Source organism: Herbiconiux daphne (assembly GCF_024979295.1).
GTDB lineage: Bacteria > Actinomycetota > Actinomycetes > Actinomycetales > Microbacteriaceae > Herbiconiux > Herbiconiux daphnes.
Genome location: NZ_JANLCJ010000001.1, coordinates 1,079,628 through 1,095,369, shown reverse-complemented (window position 1 = coordinate 1,095,369; position 15,742 = coordinate 1,079,628). Strand labels below are relative to the sequence as shown.

15 protein-coding genes are annotated in these 15,742 nt (G+C 69.6%); all 15 read right to left on the bottom strand.

Annotation, left to right across the window (positions count from 1 at the left end; genetic code table 11):
* Window positions 1-302 precede the first annotated feature (302 nt).
* Window positions 303-896 carry a DNA-3-methyladenine glycosylase gene (locus tag N1032_RS05480; protein WP_259537931.1) on the bottom strand — a complete coding sequence of 198 codons (594 nt, stop codon included), beginning with the start codon at window positions 894-896 and terminating at the stop codon, window positions 303-305.
* A gap of 29 nt (window positions 897-925) precedes the next feature.
* Complete coding sequence (locus tag N1032_RS05475; protein WP_259537930.1) at window positions 926-1,090, bottom strand: hypothetical protein; 165 nt, start codon at window positions 1,088-1,090, stop codon at window positions 926-928.
* Complete coding sequence (gene argH, locus N1032_RS05470; RefSeq protein WP_259537929.1) at window positions 1,087-2,538, bottom strand: argininosuccinate lyase; 1,452 nt, start codon at window positions 2,536-2,538, stop codon at window positions 1,087-1,089. Before argH ends, N1032_RS05475 begins: the two co-directional genes overlap by 4 nt.
* Window positions 2,535-3,476 (bottom strand): ornithine carbamoyltransferase, encoded by a 942-nt coding sequence (gene argF / locus N1032_RS05465; protein ID WP_259537928.1) that lies wholly within the window; start codon window positions 3,474-3,476, stop codon window positions 2,535-2,537. The genes argH and argF overlap by 4 nt, the downstream gene beginning before the upstream one ends.
* 45 nt (window positions 3,477-3,521) lie before the next feature.
* On the bottom strand, window positions 3,522-4,724 hold the full coding sequence (locus N1032_RS05460; RefSeq protein ID WP_259537926.1) for an acetylornithine transaminase: 1,203 nt from the start codon (window positions 4,722-4,724) through the stop codon (window positions 3,522-3,524).
* 14 nt (window positions 4,725-4,738) lie between these two features.
* On the bottom strand, window positions 4,739-5,656 hold the full coding sequence (argB, locus tag N1032_RS05455; RefSeq protein ID WP_259537925.1) for an acetylglutamate kinase: 918 nt from the start codon (window positions 5,654-5,656) through the stop codon (window positions 4,739-4,741).
* Window positions 5,656-6,816: a bifunctional glutamate N-acetyltransferase/amino-acid acetyltransferase ArgJ gene (argJ, locus tag N1032_RS05450; protein WP_259537924.1), complete on the bottom strand. Its 1,161-nt coding sequence runs from the start codon at window positions 6,814-6,816 to the stop codon at window positions 5,656-5,658. Before argJ ends, argB begins: the two co-directional genes overlap by 1 nt.
* Window positions 6,813-7,859, bottom strand: a complete 1,047-nt coding sequence (argC, locus tag N1032_RS05445; RefSeq protein WP_259537923.1) for an N-acetyl-gamma-glutamyl-phosphate reductase — start codon at window positions 7,857-7,859, stop codon at window positions 6,813-6,815. The genes argJ and argC overlap by 4 nt, the downstream gene beginning before the upstream one ends.
* Window positions 7,860-7,915: 56 nt before the next feature.
* Window positions 7,916-10,447, bottom strand: coding sequence for a phenylalanine--tRNA ligase subunit beta (gene pheT / locus N1032_RS05440; protein ID WP_259537922.1), 2,532 nt, complete (start codon window positions 10,445-10,447; stop codon window positions 7,916-7,918).
* A 2-nt stretch (window positions 10,448-10,449) separates the two neighbouring features.
* Window positions 10,450-11,490: a phenylalanine--tRNA ligase subunit alpha gene (pheS, locus tag N1032_RS05435; RefSeq protein ID WP_259537921.1), complete on the bottom strand. Its 1,041-nt coding sequence runs from the start codon at window positions 11,488-11,490 to the stop codon at window positions 10,450-10,452.
* A 67-nt stretch (window positions 11,491-11,557) separates the two neighbouring features.
* Entirely contained in the window at window positions 11,558-12,493 is a 936-nt protein-coding gene (locus N1032_RS05430) for an amino acid ABC transporter permease (protein ID WP_259537920.1), read from the bottom strand.
* Window positions 12,490-13,137, bottom strand: a complete 648-nt coding sequence (locus N1032_RS05425; RefSeq protein WP_259537919.1) for an amino acid ABC transporter permease — start codon at window positions 13,135-13,137, stop codon at window positions 12,490-12,492. The genes N1032_RS05430 and N1032_RS05425 overlap by 4 nt, the downstream gene beginning before the upstream one ends.
* 18 nt (window positions 13,138-13,155) lie before the next feature.
* A complete protein-coding gene (locus N1032_RS05420) occupies window positions 13,156-14,016 on the bottom strand; it encodes a glutamate ABC transporter substrate-binding protein (protein ID WP_259537918.1) in 861 nt (286 codons plus the stop codon).
* Window positions 14,017-14,045: 29 nt separating this feature from the next.
* A complete protein-coding gene (locus N1032_RS05415; RefSeq protein ID WP_407933002.1) occupies window positions 14,046-14,831 on the bottom strand; it encodes an amino acid ABC transporter ATP-binding protein in 786 nt (261 codons plus the stop codon).
* An 89-nt stretch (window positions 14,832-14,920) separates the two neighbouring features.
* Entirely contained in the window at window positions 14,921-15,721 is an 801-nt protein-coding gene (locus N1032_RS05410; RefSeq protein ID WP_259537915.1) for a TrmH family RNA methyltransferase, read from the bottom strand.
* Between the last annotated feature and the right edge of the window lie 21 nt (window positions 15,722-15,742).

Genomic DNA, 15,742 nt, shown 5'->3' with positions numbered 1-15,742 from the left:
GGATCGGACGCACCAGCCACCAGCCTCACGACCAGCCCACTGGGCAACTTCACAACCCTACCATCCTCACCGAGACTGTCAAATCGACACTCACGATTCCGAGGAATGGAGGTTTCAATCGTACGCCTCACGAGGGACTTCTCTCAAGGAGAAAGACCTGTGAAAGGCGATGGGATTGTGTCCCGCTTGAGGCCGGCCAGCTCTTCCGCTTGCCGCACCTGTGGGGTGACGAGTTAGAAGATTACGTGCATGTTTCGGACCCCGCAAATCATGCTGCAGCCCGGGCGTGTCGTGCCGAGCGGTCAGAGCTTCGGATGCTTCTTGTAGGGCGAAACCGTCGGCTCACCTTCCAGGAAATAGCGCCACCGGAACGGCGGGCGGCCGCCGTCGCCGCTCACTCCCGTGCGCAGGCTGGAGCCGATGTCGCCGGCCGGGCTCGCGGGGAACTCGAGCGAGAACGGCGGCTCGGAAAGCGATGCGCCGTCATCCGTCATCGCGATGCCGAGAGCGCGCACCAGGAGGGCGGGGCCCCGGGCGAGATCACGATCGCTCTTGGCGGTGGCCCGTCGTTGCCGCGCGAGCTCCACTCCCCCGACCACTTCACCGGCCCGCAGCAGCACCGCGGATGCCTCGCCGACCGGTGAGCAGACGACGTTGGCGCACACGTGCATGCCGTAGGTGAAGTAGGTGTACAGGTGGCCCGCCGGGCCGAACATCACCGCGTTACGCTTGGTGCGGCCGCGGAACGCGTGCGATCCGGGGTCGACGCCCTCGCCCACGTAGGCCTCCACCTCGGTGATGCGCACCGAGACCGCCCCGGCCGGCGAGTCGTGCGTGAGCACGGCGCCGAGCAGCAGCGGAGCCACCTCGAGCGCGGAGGCGGAGAGGTCGATCATCGCGGCATCCGTCGTCTCAGGCCAGTCCGTCAGAACAGGCGCACACCGAGCGAGAGGCTCACGACGATGCCCGCGGCCAGCACGACGGCGGCGAGGGCGATGATGAGCCACACCACACGGTTGGGCAGCGGGCGCCGCCAGAAGCCCGGGTCACCCGGGTCGCGGTCGGATCTCGGAGGCTTCTTGTCGCTCATGGGGTTCCTTCGGGGAGTCGGCCGGCCTGCGAGACCAATGCGCGCACGCGTTCGGTCAGTGCCGCCAACTGTTCGCGCACGCGGACACCGGCGGTGCCGCCCGATCCGTCGCGGCTCGCGACCGAGCCTTCGATGGTCAGCACCGTGCGCACGTCGGGGGTGAGGTGCTCGGAGATCGACGCGAACTGCTCGTCGGTCAGCTGATCGAGGTCGAGGTCGTGGTCTTCGGCGAACTTCACCAGGGTGCCGGTGATCTCGTGGGCGTCGCGGAACGTGACGTGCTGCTTCACGAGCCACTCCGCGACATCCGTCGCCAGCGAGAATCCCTGGGGGGCGAGCTCGGCCATGCGATCGGTGTGGAAGGTGAGGGTCGCCACCATGCCGGTGAAGGCCGGCAGCAGAATCTCGAGGGTCTTGATGGAGTCGAAGACCGGCTCCTTGTCCTCCTGCAGATCGCGGTTGTAGGCCAGCGGCAGCCCCTTGAGCGTCGCCAGCAGGCCGGTGAGATTGCCGATCAGGCGACCGGCCTTGCCCCGGGCGAGCTCGGCGATGTCGGGGTTCTTCTTCTGCGGCATGATCGACGAGCCGGTGGAGTACGAGTCGGAGAGGGTGACGAAGCCGAACTCCTTCGTGTTCCAGATGATGATCTCCTCGGCGAACCGGGAGAGGTCGATGCCGATTTGCGCCGTGATGTAGGCGAACTCCGCGACCACGTCGCGTGAGGCCGTGCCGTCGATCGAGTTCTCGACGCCGTGCCGGAAGCCGAGGTCGTGCGCCACGAACTCGGCGTCGAGGCCGAGCGTGTTGCCCGCGAGCGCGCCCGAGCCGTAGGGCGAGGCGTTGGCCCGCACGTCCCAGTCGCGCAGACGCTCGAGGTCGCGCACGAGCGGCCAGCAGTGCGCCAGCAGCTGATGGGCCAGCAGCACCGGCTGGGCGTGCTGCAGGTGGGTGCGGCCCGGCAGGATCGCGTCGAAGTTCGCGTCGGCCTGCGACGCGGTGGCATCGATGAGGTCGACGACGAGCCGGGTGAGGGTGACCGCGTGGTCGCGCAGCAGCATGCGCACGAAGGTGGCGATCTGGTCGTTGCGGCTGCGCCCGGCGCGCAGCTTGCCGCCGATCTCGGCGCCCGCGAACTCGATCAGCCCGCGTTCGAGGGCCGAGTGCACGTCTTCGTCGGTCGGCAGCGGCGCGAACTCGCCGCTGTCGACGGCCGCGCTGAGCCCGTCGAGCGCCTCGAGCATGGCGGTCAGTTCGGCCGCCGTGAGGTACCCGGCCCTGGCCAGTGCGCGGGCGTGGGCGCGCGAACCCGCGATGTCGTACTGGGCCAGCTGCCAGTCGAAGTGCGTGGAGCGACTCAGCTCGGCGAGTTCCGGCGCCGGTCCGCCCGAGAACCGGCCGCCCCAGAGGGACCCGGCCTCGCCGGCGCGGTTCGCGGCGTCGTCGGTCATGCGGCCGCTCCTTCGGCGTTCTGCTCGAACAGCCACACCAACAGCGCCTTCTGGGCGTGCAGGCGGTTCTCCGCTTCGTCCCAGATCACGCTCTGCGGGCCGTCGATCACCGAGGCCTCGACCTCATAGCCGCGGTCGGCCGGCAGGCAGTGCAGGAACAGCGCATCCGGCTTCGCCCGGGCCATCAGGGCCTGGTCGACCTGGTAGCCCCCGAAGGTCTTCACCCGCTCGGCTTTCTCGTCTTCTTTGCCCATCGACACCCATGTGTCGGTGACGATGACATCGGCGCCGGCGGCGGCCGCCGCGGGGTCGGTGACCACGGTGACCGACCCGCCCGTCTCCGCGGCTCGCGCGGCTGCATCGGCCACCACGGAGGCGGCGGGAGAGTACTCGGCCGGGCTCGCCACCCGCACGTTCATGCCCGCCGTCGCGCCCGCCAGCAGGTAGGACTGCGCCATGTTGCTCGCGCCGTCGCCGAGGAACGCGACCGTGAGCCCGGCCAACGCGCCCCGGTGCTCTCGGATGGTGAGGAAGTCGGCGAGCAGCTGACACGGGTGGAAGTCGTCGGAGAGGGCGTTGACCACCGGCACCCGGGTGCCCTCCGCCATCTCTTCGAGCCCCGACTGGGCGTAGGTGCGCCAGACGATGGCTGCGACCTGCCGCTCGAGCACACGAGCGGTGTCGCTCGCGGTCTCCTTGCCGCCGAGCTGGCTCGACGCGGTGCTGATGATGAGCGGGATGCCGCCCAGGTCGGCGATGCCGACCGCGAACGACACCCGCGTGCGGGTGGACGACTTGTCGAAGATGACCGCCACGGTCTGCGGGCCGGCCAGCGGCTTCGTCTGGAAGCGGTCCTTCTTCAACTCGACCGCGAGGTCGAGGATGGCCGTCTGCTCGGCGGGTGAGATGTCGTCGTCGCGGAGGAAGTGCCGGGTCATGGTTCGCCTAAGAGATCGGTGTCGAAAGAATCAGGATAGCGGCGGTCACGAGCCCTCGACCGCGTCGAACGCCAGGCGCAGGCGCAGACCGAACTCGCGCACCTCGTCGTCGCCGATGATGAGCGGAGGCGCGATGCGCAGGCTCGAGTCGTTGGGCGCGTTGATGATGAGCCCGTTCGCGAGCGCCGCGTCGGAGAGGCGGCCGGCGACCGGCTCGCTGAGACCGACGCCGATCAAGAGCCCCTGACCCCGGATGTCGGCCACCAGCGGCGACTCGAGGCCCGCGATGACCGCGCGCAGCTGCTCGCCCCGTCGGGCGGCGTTCTCGATCAGCCCGGCCGACTCGATCTCGCCGAGCACGGCGTTCGCGGTGGCCGTGGCGAGCGGGTTGCCGCCGAAGGTGCTGCCGTGCTGGCCGCGGGAGAAGAGGTCGGAGGCCCAGCCGAAGGTGACGAGCGAGCCGATCGGGAAACCTCCGGCCATGCCCTTCGCCACCGTGACGGCATCCGGAACCACGCCCGAGTTCATGTAGGAGAACCACGCGCCGGTGCGGCCGACGCCCGTCTGGATCTCGTCGAGGATCAACAGCACGCCGTGCTGCTCGGTCAGCTCCCGCGCGCGCTTGAGGTAGCCCTCGGGCAGTTCGAGCACGCCGGCCTCGCCCTTGATCGGCTCGACGAAGAGGGCGCTGATGCTGTCGTCGATCGTGGCCTCGAGGGCCTCGATCGTGGTGTCGATGTGCACCACTCCCCCGGGCATCGGCTCGAACGGCTCGCGCATGGCGGGCTTGCCCGTGAGCGCGAGCGAGCCCATCGTGCGGCCGTGGAAGGCGTTGTTGAGGGCCACGATCGTGGAGCGGGTCGGGCTCGAGTTGAGGCGGGCGAGCTTGAACGCGGCCTCGTTGGCCTCGGCGCCGGAGTTGCAGAAGTAGGCCCGGCCGACGGGGCCGGCGCCCGTGATGCGCTTGAGCCGCTCGGCGAGCTCGAGCTGGGGCGGGGTGGAGAAGTAGTTCGACACGTGCGCGAGGGTGGCCGCCTGACGGGCCACGGCCTCGACGAACACCGGATGCGCGTGGCCGAGCGAGTTGACGGCGATGCCGGCGAGGAAGTCGAGGTATCGATTGCCCTGGTCGTCCCAGACGTAGGCGCCTTCGCCGCGCACGAGCAGACGCAATGGCATGCCCATGGTGCGCATCAAGGAGGAGTCGAATCGACTCTGCCACTCGGTCTCGGTCTCGACGCCTGACAACGCGGCCTCCGGTTTCAGTGGGCGAGCGCCGGCACGACCTCGGTGCCGACACCGCCCTGGGTGAATACTTCGAGCAGGATGGAATGCGGCTCGCGGCCGTCGATGATGGCCGCCTTCGCCACGCCGCCGTCGACGGCCTCGAGGCAGGCCGCCATCTTCGGGATCATGCCCGATTCGAGCGAGGGCAGCAGCGAACGCAGCTCTTCGGCCTCGATCACCGAGACCAGGGAGTCGCGGTTGGGCCAATCGCTGTAGAGACCCGCGACATCGGTGAGGATGACGAGCTTCGCGGCCCCGAGAGCCACGGCCAGCGCTGCGGCGGCGGCATCCGCGTTGACGTTCAGCACCTGGCCCGGTTCGTCGATGTCGGGCGCGACGGACGAGACGACCGGGATGCGGCCGGCGTCGAGCTGGGCGACGACGCCCTCGGGGTTCACGCCCACGACGTCGCCGACGAGCCCCAGGTCGACCACCTCGCCGTCGATCTCGACACCGCGCTTCTGGCCCTCGAACAGGCCCGCGTCTTCGCCCGAGAGCGCGGCCGCGAGTGGCCCGTGCTCATTGATGTGGCTGACGATGTCGCGGCTGATCTGGCCGGTGAGCACCATGCGCACGACGTCCATCGCCTCGGGGCTCGTGACCCGGTAGCCGCCGCGGAACTCGCTCTGGATGCCGAGCCGGTCGAGCATCTTCGAGATCTGCGGGCCGCCGCCGTGCACGACGACCGGCTTGATGCCCGCGTAGCGCAGATAGACGATGTCTTCGGCGAAGGTGCGCTGCAGATCGGGGTCGACCATGGCGTTGCCGCCGAATTTGACGACGATGATCTGGCCGTGGAAGCGCTTGAGCCAGGGCAGCGACTCGATCAGGGTGTCGGCTTTGACGTGCGCCAGTTCGGCGCCGGCGGCATCAGGGGAGGCGAATTCGGGCATCAGCTGGCGTAGGCGCTGTTCTCGTGCACGTAGTCGTGCGTGAGGTCGTTGGTGAGGATGGTGGCCGCCGATGCGCCCGACTTGAGGTCGATCAGGATCGTGGTGGCGCGCGGCGTCAGGTCGACCAGGTCGCGGCTCTCGAACGGCTCGCCGCGACGGCAGACCATCACGCCGTTCATCGAGACGTCGATCTCGTAGGGGTCGAAGACCGCATCCGTGGTGCCGAGGGCAGCAAGCACGCGGCCCCAGTTGGGGTCGTTGCCGAAGATGGCGGCCTTGAGCAGGTTGCTGCGCGAGACCGCGCGGCCCACGACCACGGCGTCATCTTCGGAGGCGGCGTTCACCACCTCGATGGCGATGTCGTGGCTCGCGCCCTCGGCGTCGGCCTGCAGCTGCCGCGACAGATCGAGGCAGAGTGCCGTGAGCGCCTCGGTGAACTCCGTCTCGTCGGCGGCGACACCGGAGGCCCCTGAGGCGAGCAGCGTGACCGTGTCGTTGGTCGACATGCAGCCGTCGGAGTCGATGCGGTCGAAGGTGACACGGGTGGCGGACCGCAGTGCGCGATCGAGGGTGGCGGGGTCGAGGTCGGCGTCGGTGGTGATGACGACGAGCATTGTGGCGAGCCCCGGCGCGAGCATGCCGGCTCCCTTGGCCATGCCACCGATCGACCAGCCGGCCGGCGACTCGGCGACGGCCTGCTTGGGGTGCGTGTCGGTGGTCATGATGGCGGCCGCGGCATCCGGCCCTCCGTCGCGGGAGAGAGCGCTGACCGTGGCCGGCACGTGATCGAGGATGGCGTCGCGGAAGGTCTGGTCACCGGTGCCGATGAGGCCGGTCGAGCAGACCAGCACGTCGGAGGCCGAGATCTCGAGCGCGGCGGCGACGGCCTCGGCGGTGGCGTGCGTGGTCTGGAACCCGAACGAGCCGGTGAAGCAGTTCGCGCCGCCGGAGTTGAGGATGACGGCCGAGACGGCGCCGTCGCGGATGACCTGCTCCGACCAGAGCACGGGGTTCGCCTTCGCGCGGTTCGACGTGAACACGGCGGCGGCGCTCGTGCGCGGCCCGGTGTTCACCACGAGGGCGAGGTCGAGCGCGCCCGTCGACTTCAGGCCGGCGACGACGCCGGACGCCGTGAATCCTGCGGGGCGGGTGACGCTCACGGGGCGACTCCGTTCGGAGAGAGACCGGTGTGCTCGGCGAGGCCGAGGGCGATGTTGGTGGACTGGATGGCGGCGCCGGCGGTTCCCTTGACCAGGTTGTCGAGGGCGACGACCGTCACGACGCGCTCGGCCGCCTCGTCGACGGCTAGACCGATCAGGGCCGTGTTGGCGCCGATGGTGTCGCTGACCTTGGGGAACGAGCCCTCGGGCAGCAGCTGCACGAACGGCTCGTCGGCGTAGGCCAGCTGCCAGGCCGACCGCACGTCGGCGGCGCTCACTCCGGGCTGCAGCCGGGCGGTCGAGGTGGCGAGGATGCCGCGGGCCATCGGCACGAGCACCGGGGTGAACGACACCGAGACGCCCTCGCCCCCGGCGCCGGTGAGGTTCTGGATGATCTCGGGAACGTGGCGGTGCACTCCCCCGACACCGTAGGCGTGGGCCGAGCCGAGCAGTTCACTCGCGAGCAGGTCGGTGCGGAGCGTCTTGCCGGCGCCCGAGGGGCCGACCGCCAGAACGGTCACGAGGTCGGCGGGCTGGATGACGCCGGCCTGGATTCCGGGGGCCAGCGCGAGGCTGACCGCCGTGACGTTGCAGCCGGGCACCGCGATGCGGTTGACTCCGGCGAGGTTCTGGCGTTGCTTTCCGCCGTCGGCGAGCACGAGCTCGGGCAGGCCGTAGGGCCACGAGCCGTGGTAGTCGGAGCGGTAGAACTGCTGCCAGGCGGCTTCACTGGTGAGCCGGTGATCGGCTCCGCAGTCGACCACGAGGCTGCCGTCGCCGAGCTCGTCGGCGAGCGCCCCCGACTTGCCGTGCGGCAGCGCGAGAAAGACGACGTCGTGCCCGCGCAGCACGTCGGCGGTGGTCTCCTGCAGCACCATCCCGGCATAGGAGCGCAGGTGCGGCTGGGTGGTGGTCAGCAGCTCACCGGCGTTCGAGTGCGCCGTGACGGTGCGCACCTCGAAGTCCGGATGCCCCGCCAAGAGGCGCAGCACTTCGCCGCCCGCGTACCCGCTGGCACCCGCGATCGCGACTGAATAGACCATGAATCCAATCTAGCCGTATCGGGAGGGGCCGAATTCCGGCCCCGTCGGTGTGGTCTCTACTCCCGCACCGTGGCCGAGAACCGCTCGGCGGCCCGGGCGGCACCGGAGAGTTTGGCCCCGCTCGCCTCGGCCGCCGTGAGGGTGCGGTCGGGTGCGCGGAAGCGGAGGGCGAAGGTCAGTGACTTGGCGGCATCCGGAACCCCGGCGCCGCGGTAGTCGTCGACGAGACGGATGTTCTCGAGCAGGTCACCCGCGCCCTCGGCGACCGCGCGCTCGACGTCGCCGGCCGCGACCGAGTCGGCCACCACGAGCGAGAGGTCTTGCGTGGCCGCCGGGTAGCCGCTGATCGGCGCCACCTCGATGGTGGAGCCGGCGGCAGCCATCAGCACGTCGAGGTCGAGCTCGGCCACCCCCACCACGCGGGGCAGGTCGAGTTCGTGGGTGAGCGCCGGAAGCACCTCGCCGGCCCAGCCGACGGCGACCTCGCCCGACGCGGTCTCGACGAACAGCCGCGCCGTGCGACCCGGGTGCAGAGACTTGTGCCGGCCGGGGTCGACCCGCAGCGCGACGGCGAGCGCCGACTCGAGCAGGTGCACGACGTCGAGCACGTCGGCGATGCCGGCGGCGACGGCGGGCTGGCCCGGCTGCTTGTCGACGGAGTTGCCGAGCACGAGCACGCCCACGTGCCGGGGCTGGGGCGGGATGCCGTCGTGGAGCCCCGCGAGGTCGTCGGTGCTCGGCAGGGCCGCGCCCACCGGCAGGGTGTCCTGGCCGTAGCGGCGGCCGGGCTCGGGGCGGAAGACCAGCCCGATCTCGAACAACGCGAGGTCGGTGAGACCGCGCGACAGGTTGCGGCGGGCGATGTCGATGAGCCCAGGCAGGAGCGACGTGCGCAGCAGTGCCGCCTCGGAGTCGAGCGGGTTGGCCACTCGCACCGCGGGCACTTCGGTGTCATCGGGGCTGCCGAACAGCGCGTTCTGCGTGGCGCTCACGAACGGGTAGGCGAGCACCTCGACCAGGCCGCCGGCGGCCAGCACGTCGGCGGTGCGGCGCCTGGTGACCTGCGTGGTGGTGAGCCCGCGGCCCGGGGGCGCGACGGGCAGCACGCTCGGGATGCGGTCGTAGCCGACGATGCGGGCGACCTCCTCGGCGAGCGACGCCTTGTCGATGAGGTCGGGCCGCCACGACGGCGGCGTGACGAGGAGTCCGGCCTCGGTCTCGTCGACCGTGGCGCCGATCTCGACGAGCGATCGCGAGATCTCGTCGTCGGTGAAGTCGACCCCGATGAGGCCGGAGACGTAGCCGAACGGCACGAGCACAGAGCCGAGCTCGGGATGCTCGTGGTGGCGCGAACCGAGCGGGTCGGCGACTCCCCCGGCGAGGGTCTCGAGCAGCTCGACCACGCGGGCGGCCGCGGGCTCGGCGACCAGCGGATCGACGCCGCGCTCGAACCGCCGCGAGGCCTCGCTCGGCAGCTTGTGGCGCCTTGCGGTGCGCGCGATCGACACGGGGTCGAAGTTCGCGGCCTCGACGAGCACGTTCGTGGTGCCCGATCCGATCTCGGTCGCCGCGCCGCCCATCACGCCGGCCAGGCCGATGGCGCCGCGGTCGTCGGCGATCACGAGGTCTTCGGGGTCGAGAGCGCGGGTTTGCCCGTCGAGGGTCTCGAGGGTCTCGCCCGCTGTCGCCCTTCGCACCACGATGCCGCCCTGGAGCGCATCGAGGTCGTAGCCGTGGATCGGCTGGCCGAATTCGAGCATGACGTAGTTGGTGATGTCGACGACGAGCGAGATCGACCGGATGCCGGCGAGCTTCAACCGCGCGATCAGCCAGGCGGGCGACGGCACCGTGGGGTCGACGTTCCGCACCACGCGGGTGATGAAGACGGTCGCGCCGACGCGACCCCGGATCGGGGCCTCGTCGAGGATGGTGACGGGGAACCCGGCGCCCACAACCGGGCTGACCCGCTCGACCGGGTCGCGGAACGCGGCGCCCGTCGAGTGCGAGTACTCCCGGGCGATGCCGCGGATCGAGAACGCGTAGCCGCGATCGGGTGTGACGTTGACCTCGACGGCCGCGTCGTCGAGGCCCAGCAGGCGGATCGCATCCGTTCCCACCTCGGGATCGAGTCCCAGGGTCGACAGGCGCAGGATGCCGTCGTGGTCGTCGCCGAGACCGAGCTCGCGCGCCGACGCGATCATGCCGTCGGAGAGGTGGCCGTAGGTCTTGCGCGCGGCGATCGCGAAGCCGCCGGGCAGCACGGCGCCGGGCAGCGTGACGACCACCTTGTCACCGATGAAGAAGTTGCGCGCACCGCAGACGATGCCGTGCACGTCGGCACCACCGTCGGCCGCGAGCTCGCCCTCGGGCGCGACCCGCACCTGGCACCAGCGGATGGTCTTGCCGTTGGACTGCGGCTCCTCGACGAACTCGAGCACCTGGCCCACGACGATCGGGCCGGAGAGATCGAAGTCGTGCGACCCCTCTTCTTCGAGCCCCACCTTCACGAGGGCGGCATGGATGTCGTCGATCGACGCCCCCGCCGGAAGATCGACGTACTCCGCGAGCCAACTGATCGGCACCCGCATGACTAGACCACCATCCCGAACTGCTGAGAGAAACGAACATCGCCCTCGACCATGTCACGCATGTCGTTGAGGTCGTTGCGGAACTGCAGGGTGCGCTCGATGCCCATGCCGAACGCGAAGCCCGAGAACTCGTCGGGGTCGATGCCCGCCGAGCGCAGCACGTTGGGGTTCACCATGCCGCAGCCGCCCCACTCCACCCAGCGCGCGCCGCCCTTGGCGTTCGGCTGCCAGACGTCCATCTCGGCGCTCGGCTCGGTGAACGGGAAGTAGTTCGGGCGCAGGCGGATCTTCGCGCCCTCGCCGAACATCTGCCGGGCGAAGTGCTCGAGCGTTCCGCGCAGGTGCGCCATGGTGAGGCCCTTGTCGATAGCGATGCCCTCGACCTGGCTGAACACGGGGGTGTGCGTGGCGTCGAGCTCGTCGGTGCGGTAGACCCGGCCGGGAGCGATGACGTAGACCGGCAGTTCGCGCTCGAGAAGGCTGCGCACCTGCACCGGGCTCGTGTGCGTGCGCAGCACGAGGTGCGACTCGGGCGGGTCGATGAAGAAGGTGTCCTGCATCGCGCGCGCGGGGTGGTCGGCGTCGAAGTTGAGGGCGTCGAAGTTGAACCATTCGCTCTCGACCTCGGGGCCTTCGGCCACCTCCCAGCCCATGCCCACGAAGATGTCGGCGATGCGCTCCTGCAGCAACGACAGCGGGTGCCGCGCACCGATGCGCCGGCGGGTGGGCACTGCGGTGACATCCACCGCCTCGTCGGCGAGGCGCTGAGCCTCTTCGAGCTCGATCACCTCGGTCTCGCGTGCGGCGATCGCCTGGTTCACGCGGGCTCGGGCCTGCCCGACGAGCTTGCCGGCGGCGGCCCTCTGGTCGCCCGGCAACGACTTGATCTGCGCGTTGAGCGTGGCGAGCACCGAGTGCTCGCCCGCGTGCTGCGTGCGCACGGCACGCAGAGTGGCGGAGTCGGTGGCGTCGGCGAGGGCTGCGAGCGCGGCGTCGACGGCCGCGCTCACCGTCGACTCGGTAATCGCGATGGGTTCAGACACGAGTCACAAGTTTAGCTTCTTCACGTCGGCTGCCTCTCGCGGTCGCCCCGACCGCTCAGGGCGGCCGCTATTCCGTGGTGGCGTCTTCGGGGTTCCGGATCAGGCCGGCGCCCCCGATGCCGGCGACGAGAACGGCGGCGCCCGTCGCCGCCCCATCCGTCACCAGTGCCGCCGGGCCTCCGGCGCGGCTCGAACGGCGCCGGGCCAGACGGCGGGCCAGCCACGACAGGCTCAGGTTGACCGCCAGGTAGATGGCGAGCGTCACGAAGAAGAGTGTGAGCAGGTAGCGGTTGCCGTAGAAGCTCGCCAGGTTGTTCATGGTGGTGCGGATGAGCTCGGGGTAGCCCACGATGTAGCCGAGGCTGGTGTCTTTCAGCAGCACGACCAGCTGGGCCACGATGATCGGCAGCATCTGCCGGAACGCCTGCGGGAACTCGATGCGCAACCGGGTCTGCAGCGGGGTGAGCCCGAGACTGAGCCCGGCCTCACGCTGGCCCCTCGGCAGTGACACGACCCCGGCCCGCAGGGCTTCGCCGATGATGGCGCCGTTGTAGAGGCCGAGGCCGATGACCACGGCCCAGAACGCTCCGGTCGACCCGACCAGCAGGATGAAGAGCATGAGCAGCAGCACCGGCATGCCGCGAAAGAACTCGAGCACCAACGTGGCCGGGATGCGCACGACCGCGAGCGACGACGTGCGCAGCAGCACGAAGAGCATGCCGATGGCGAGCGCGATGATCGAGCCGAGCGCTGCGGCCTGCAGGGTGTTCAGCAGGCCCCGGCCGACCGCGCCCCAGAATTCGGGATCGGTGACGGGCTTCTCCCAGCGGCTCCAGTCGAAGTAGCCCGGCAGCGTGATGCCGCCGGATTCGCGCGGCTGGGCGAGGGTGATGACGATCCAGGCGAGACCGGCGAGCACGGCGAGCAGCACGATCACCGAGGCGATGCGCGAGCGGCGCCGGGCCTTCGGCCCCGGGGCGTCGAACAGAACGGACGCGCTCATCGTTGCACCGCGAATCTCTTCTCGAGCCGCCCGGCGAGGATGCCGAGCGGGATGGTGATCAGCAGGTAGAAGGTGGCGACGGCCAGCAGCACCGCCACGACGGCGTTGCCGTTCGCGTTGGCGAGCGTGCGGCCCACGCCGAACAACTCGGCGACGAAGAAGGCTCCGGCCACCGAGGTGTTCTTGGTCAGGGCGATCATGACGTTGATGAGGGGCGGGATCACCATGCGGAAGGCCTGCGGCAGGATGACGACACCCACGGTCTGGCCGAAGCCGAGCCCCAGGCTGCGCGCCGCCTCGGCCTGCCCCACCGGCACGCCGTTCACGCCCGACCGCAGCGCCTCGGCGACGAACGGCGAGGTGTAGGCGGTCAGCCCGATCACGGCGCACCAGAAGTAGGGCAGCTCGGAACCGAGGTAGGGCAGGATGATCGCGCAGAAGAACAGCACCAGGGTGAGCGGGGTGTTGCGGAGGAGCTCGGTGTAGACGGCGGCGAAACCGCTGAGCGACGGCACCGGCGAGATGCGCATCACCGCGACCACCGTGCCCACGACGAGTGCCGCGAGGCCCGCGATCACGAGCAGCGACAGCGTCTGGCCGAAGCCTTCGAGATAACTGGGCAGGTTGTCGATGACGACGTTCACACCGGCTCCCCCGCGCGCTCAGTACCGGTCGACGGCCGGCGGGTCGACGAAGGGCAGCACCTGGCCCGCGGTCTTCTCCCACGCGGCCTCGTAGCTGCCGTCGTCGTAGGCCTCCTCGAGGGTGTCGTTGATGAAGTCGCGGAACTCGGTGTCGTCTTTCGCCAGCCCGATGCCGTAAGGCTCCTCGGTGAACGGATCGCCGACGACCTTGAACTCCCCCTCGTTCTGGGCCGCGAGCCCGGCGAGGATGACGTTGTCGGTCGAGACCGCCACGACCTGGCCGGTGCGCAGGGGCTCGAGGCAGTTCGTGTAGGTGTCGGTGAGCACGACCTCGGCGCCGAGCGTCTCGAGGTTGGCCGCGGGGGTCGACCCGGTCACCGAGCAGACGGGCTGCCCGACGAGGTCGTCCTCGCTCGTGATGTCGTCGTTGTCGGCCAGGGTCAGGATGGACTGGCCCGCGACGTAGTAAGGCCCGGCGAACGAGATGACCTCTTTGCGCTTGTCGTTGATGGTGTAGGTCGCCACCACGATGTCGACGTCGCCGTTCTGGATGAACGGTTCACGGTTGGCCGACACGGTCTCGACCCATTTGATGTTCTCGGGCGAGATGCCGAGCTTGCCCGCGATGATCGTGCCGATCTCGACGTCGAAGCCCTCCGGCGTGCCGTCGGGCCCCACCAGACCGAAGAGGGGCTGGTCGAACTTGGTGCCGATGGTGATCTCGCCGGCCTCGGAGATGCTGGCCATGGTGGAGTCGGCCGGGAAGTCGGCCACCGGCTCGGGCGTGGCCGCCGGTTCGTCGGACGTTCCTGCGCAGGCCGTCAGGACGACGGCGGTCGCGGCCGCCAGTGCGAAGAATGAAAGCTTCGTGTGCTTCATGGTTCGTTCCTCTCGTGATGGGGTTGTGCCTAGTGGGCGAGGATTTTGGAGAGGAAGTCTTTCGCTCTCGGAGACCGCGGGTTCGAGAAGAACTGTTCCGGCGTCGCCTCTTCTTCGATGCGCCCGTCGGCCATGAAGATCACGCGATCGGCGGCCTTGCGGGCGAAGCCCATCTCGTGCGTGACGACGACCATGGTCATGCCGTCTTTGGCGAGCCCCACCATCACGTCGAGCACCTCGTTGATCATCTCGGGGTCGAGGGCGCTGGTCGGCTCGTCGAGCAGGATGACCTTCGGGTTCATCGCGAGCGAGCGGGCGATGGCCACGCGCTGCTGCTGACCCCCGGAGAGCTGCGCCGGCAGCTTGGAGGCCTGATCGGCGACGCCGACGCGCTCGAGAAGTTGCATGCCGCGCTTCTCGGCCTCTTTGCGTGAGAGTTTGCGCACCCTCATCGGAGCGAGAGTCACGTTCTCGAGCACCGTCTTGTGGGCGAACAGGTTGAAGGCCTGGAACACCATTCCGACATCGGCCCGCAGCGTCGCGAGCTCACGCCCCTCGCTCGGCAGCGGCGTGCCGTCGATGGTGATGGTGCCGGAATCGATGGTCTCGAGCCGGTTGATCGCCCGGCAGAGCGTCGACTTGCCCGAGCCGCTCGGGCCGATGACCACGACCACCTCGCCCCGGGCGACCGTGGTGTCGATGTCTTTCAGCACATGGAGTTCACCGAAGTGCTTGTCGACGTGGTCGATGACGACGAGGGGATCGGCTTGACCCGCAGTGCCTCGAACGGGGGCGGTGTGGGCGTCCATGGGCATCACCCAATCACACCCGTTCAGGGGACGACAATGAGTAATTGCAGACCGTGACCGAAGCGAAACACGCTGAGTCGCCGTGAGGCGGCGGGTCAGGAGCGCAGGGCGAAGGCGCTTTCGTAGAGACAGACGGATGCCGCGGTCGCCAGGTTAAGCGACTCGGCCTGGCCGTAGATCGGCAGCGAGACGGCACGGTCGACGAGGCCGAGGTATTCGTCGGGGAGGCCACGGGCCTCGTTGCCGAAGACCCAGGCGGTGGGGGCGGCGAGCAGCCCCGCGGTGCGCACGTCGAGCAGGTCGTCGCCCTTGATGTCGGCGGCCAGGGTCTGCAGGCCGGCGGCACGGGCGCGCTCGACCACGTCGAGCAGCGTCGCCTCCATGGCGACGGGGAGGTGGAACAGCGAGCCCGTCGTGGAGCGAACGACTTTCGGGTTGTACAGGTCGACCGAGCGACCGGTCAGGATGACGGCGTCGGCCCCCGCGGCATCCGCTGCTCTGATGATGGTGCCTGCGTTGCCCGGGTCACGCACTTCTTCGAGTACGGCAATGAGCCGTGGACCGGCCGCGAAGATGTCTTTCACCGCGGTGGGGAACTGGCGGCAGACGGCCACGAAGCCCTGAGGTGTGACCGTGTCGGCCATGGCGTCGAGAACCTGTTCGGTCACGAATTCCACCTCGACCTCGGCATCCGCCGCCGCCTGGGCGATGTCGGCGTAGCGCTCGAGTGCCGTCGGGGTCGCGAACAGCTCGACCAGCAGGTGGGGGCTGAAGGTCAGGGCCTCGGAGACGGCCTGCGGCCCCTCCAAGAGAAAGAGCCCGGTCTCGGACCGGGCTCCCTTCTTGGCGAGTTTCGCCACTGCCCGAACGCGCGGTGATCGCGGATTGTCAAGCATTGGCGCTCTCTTCAGTTGTGG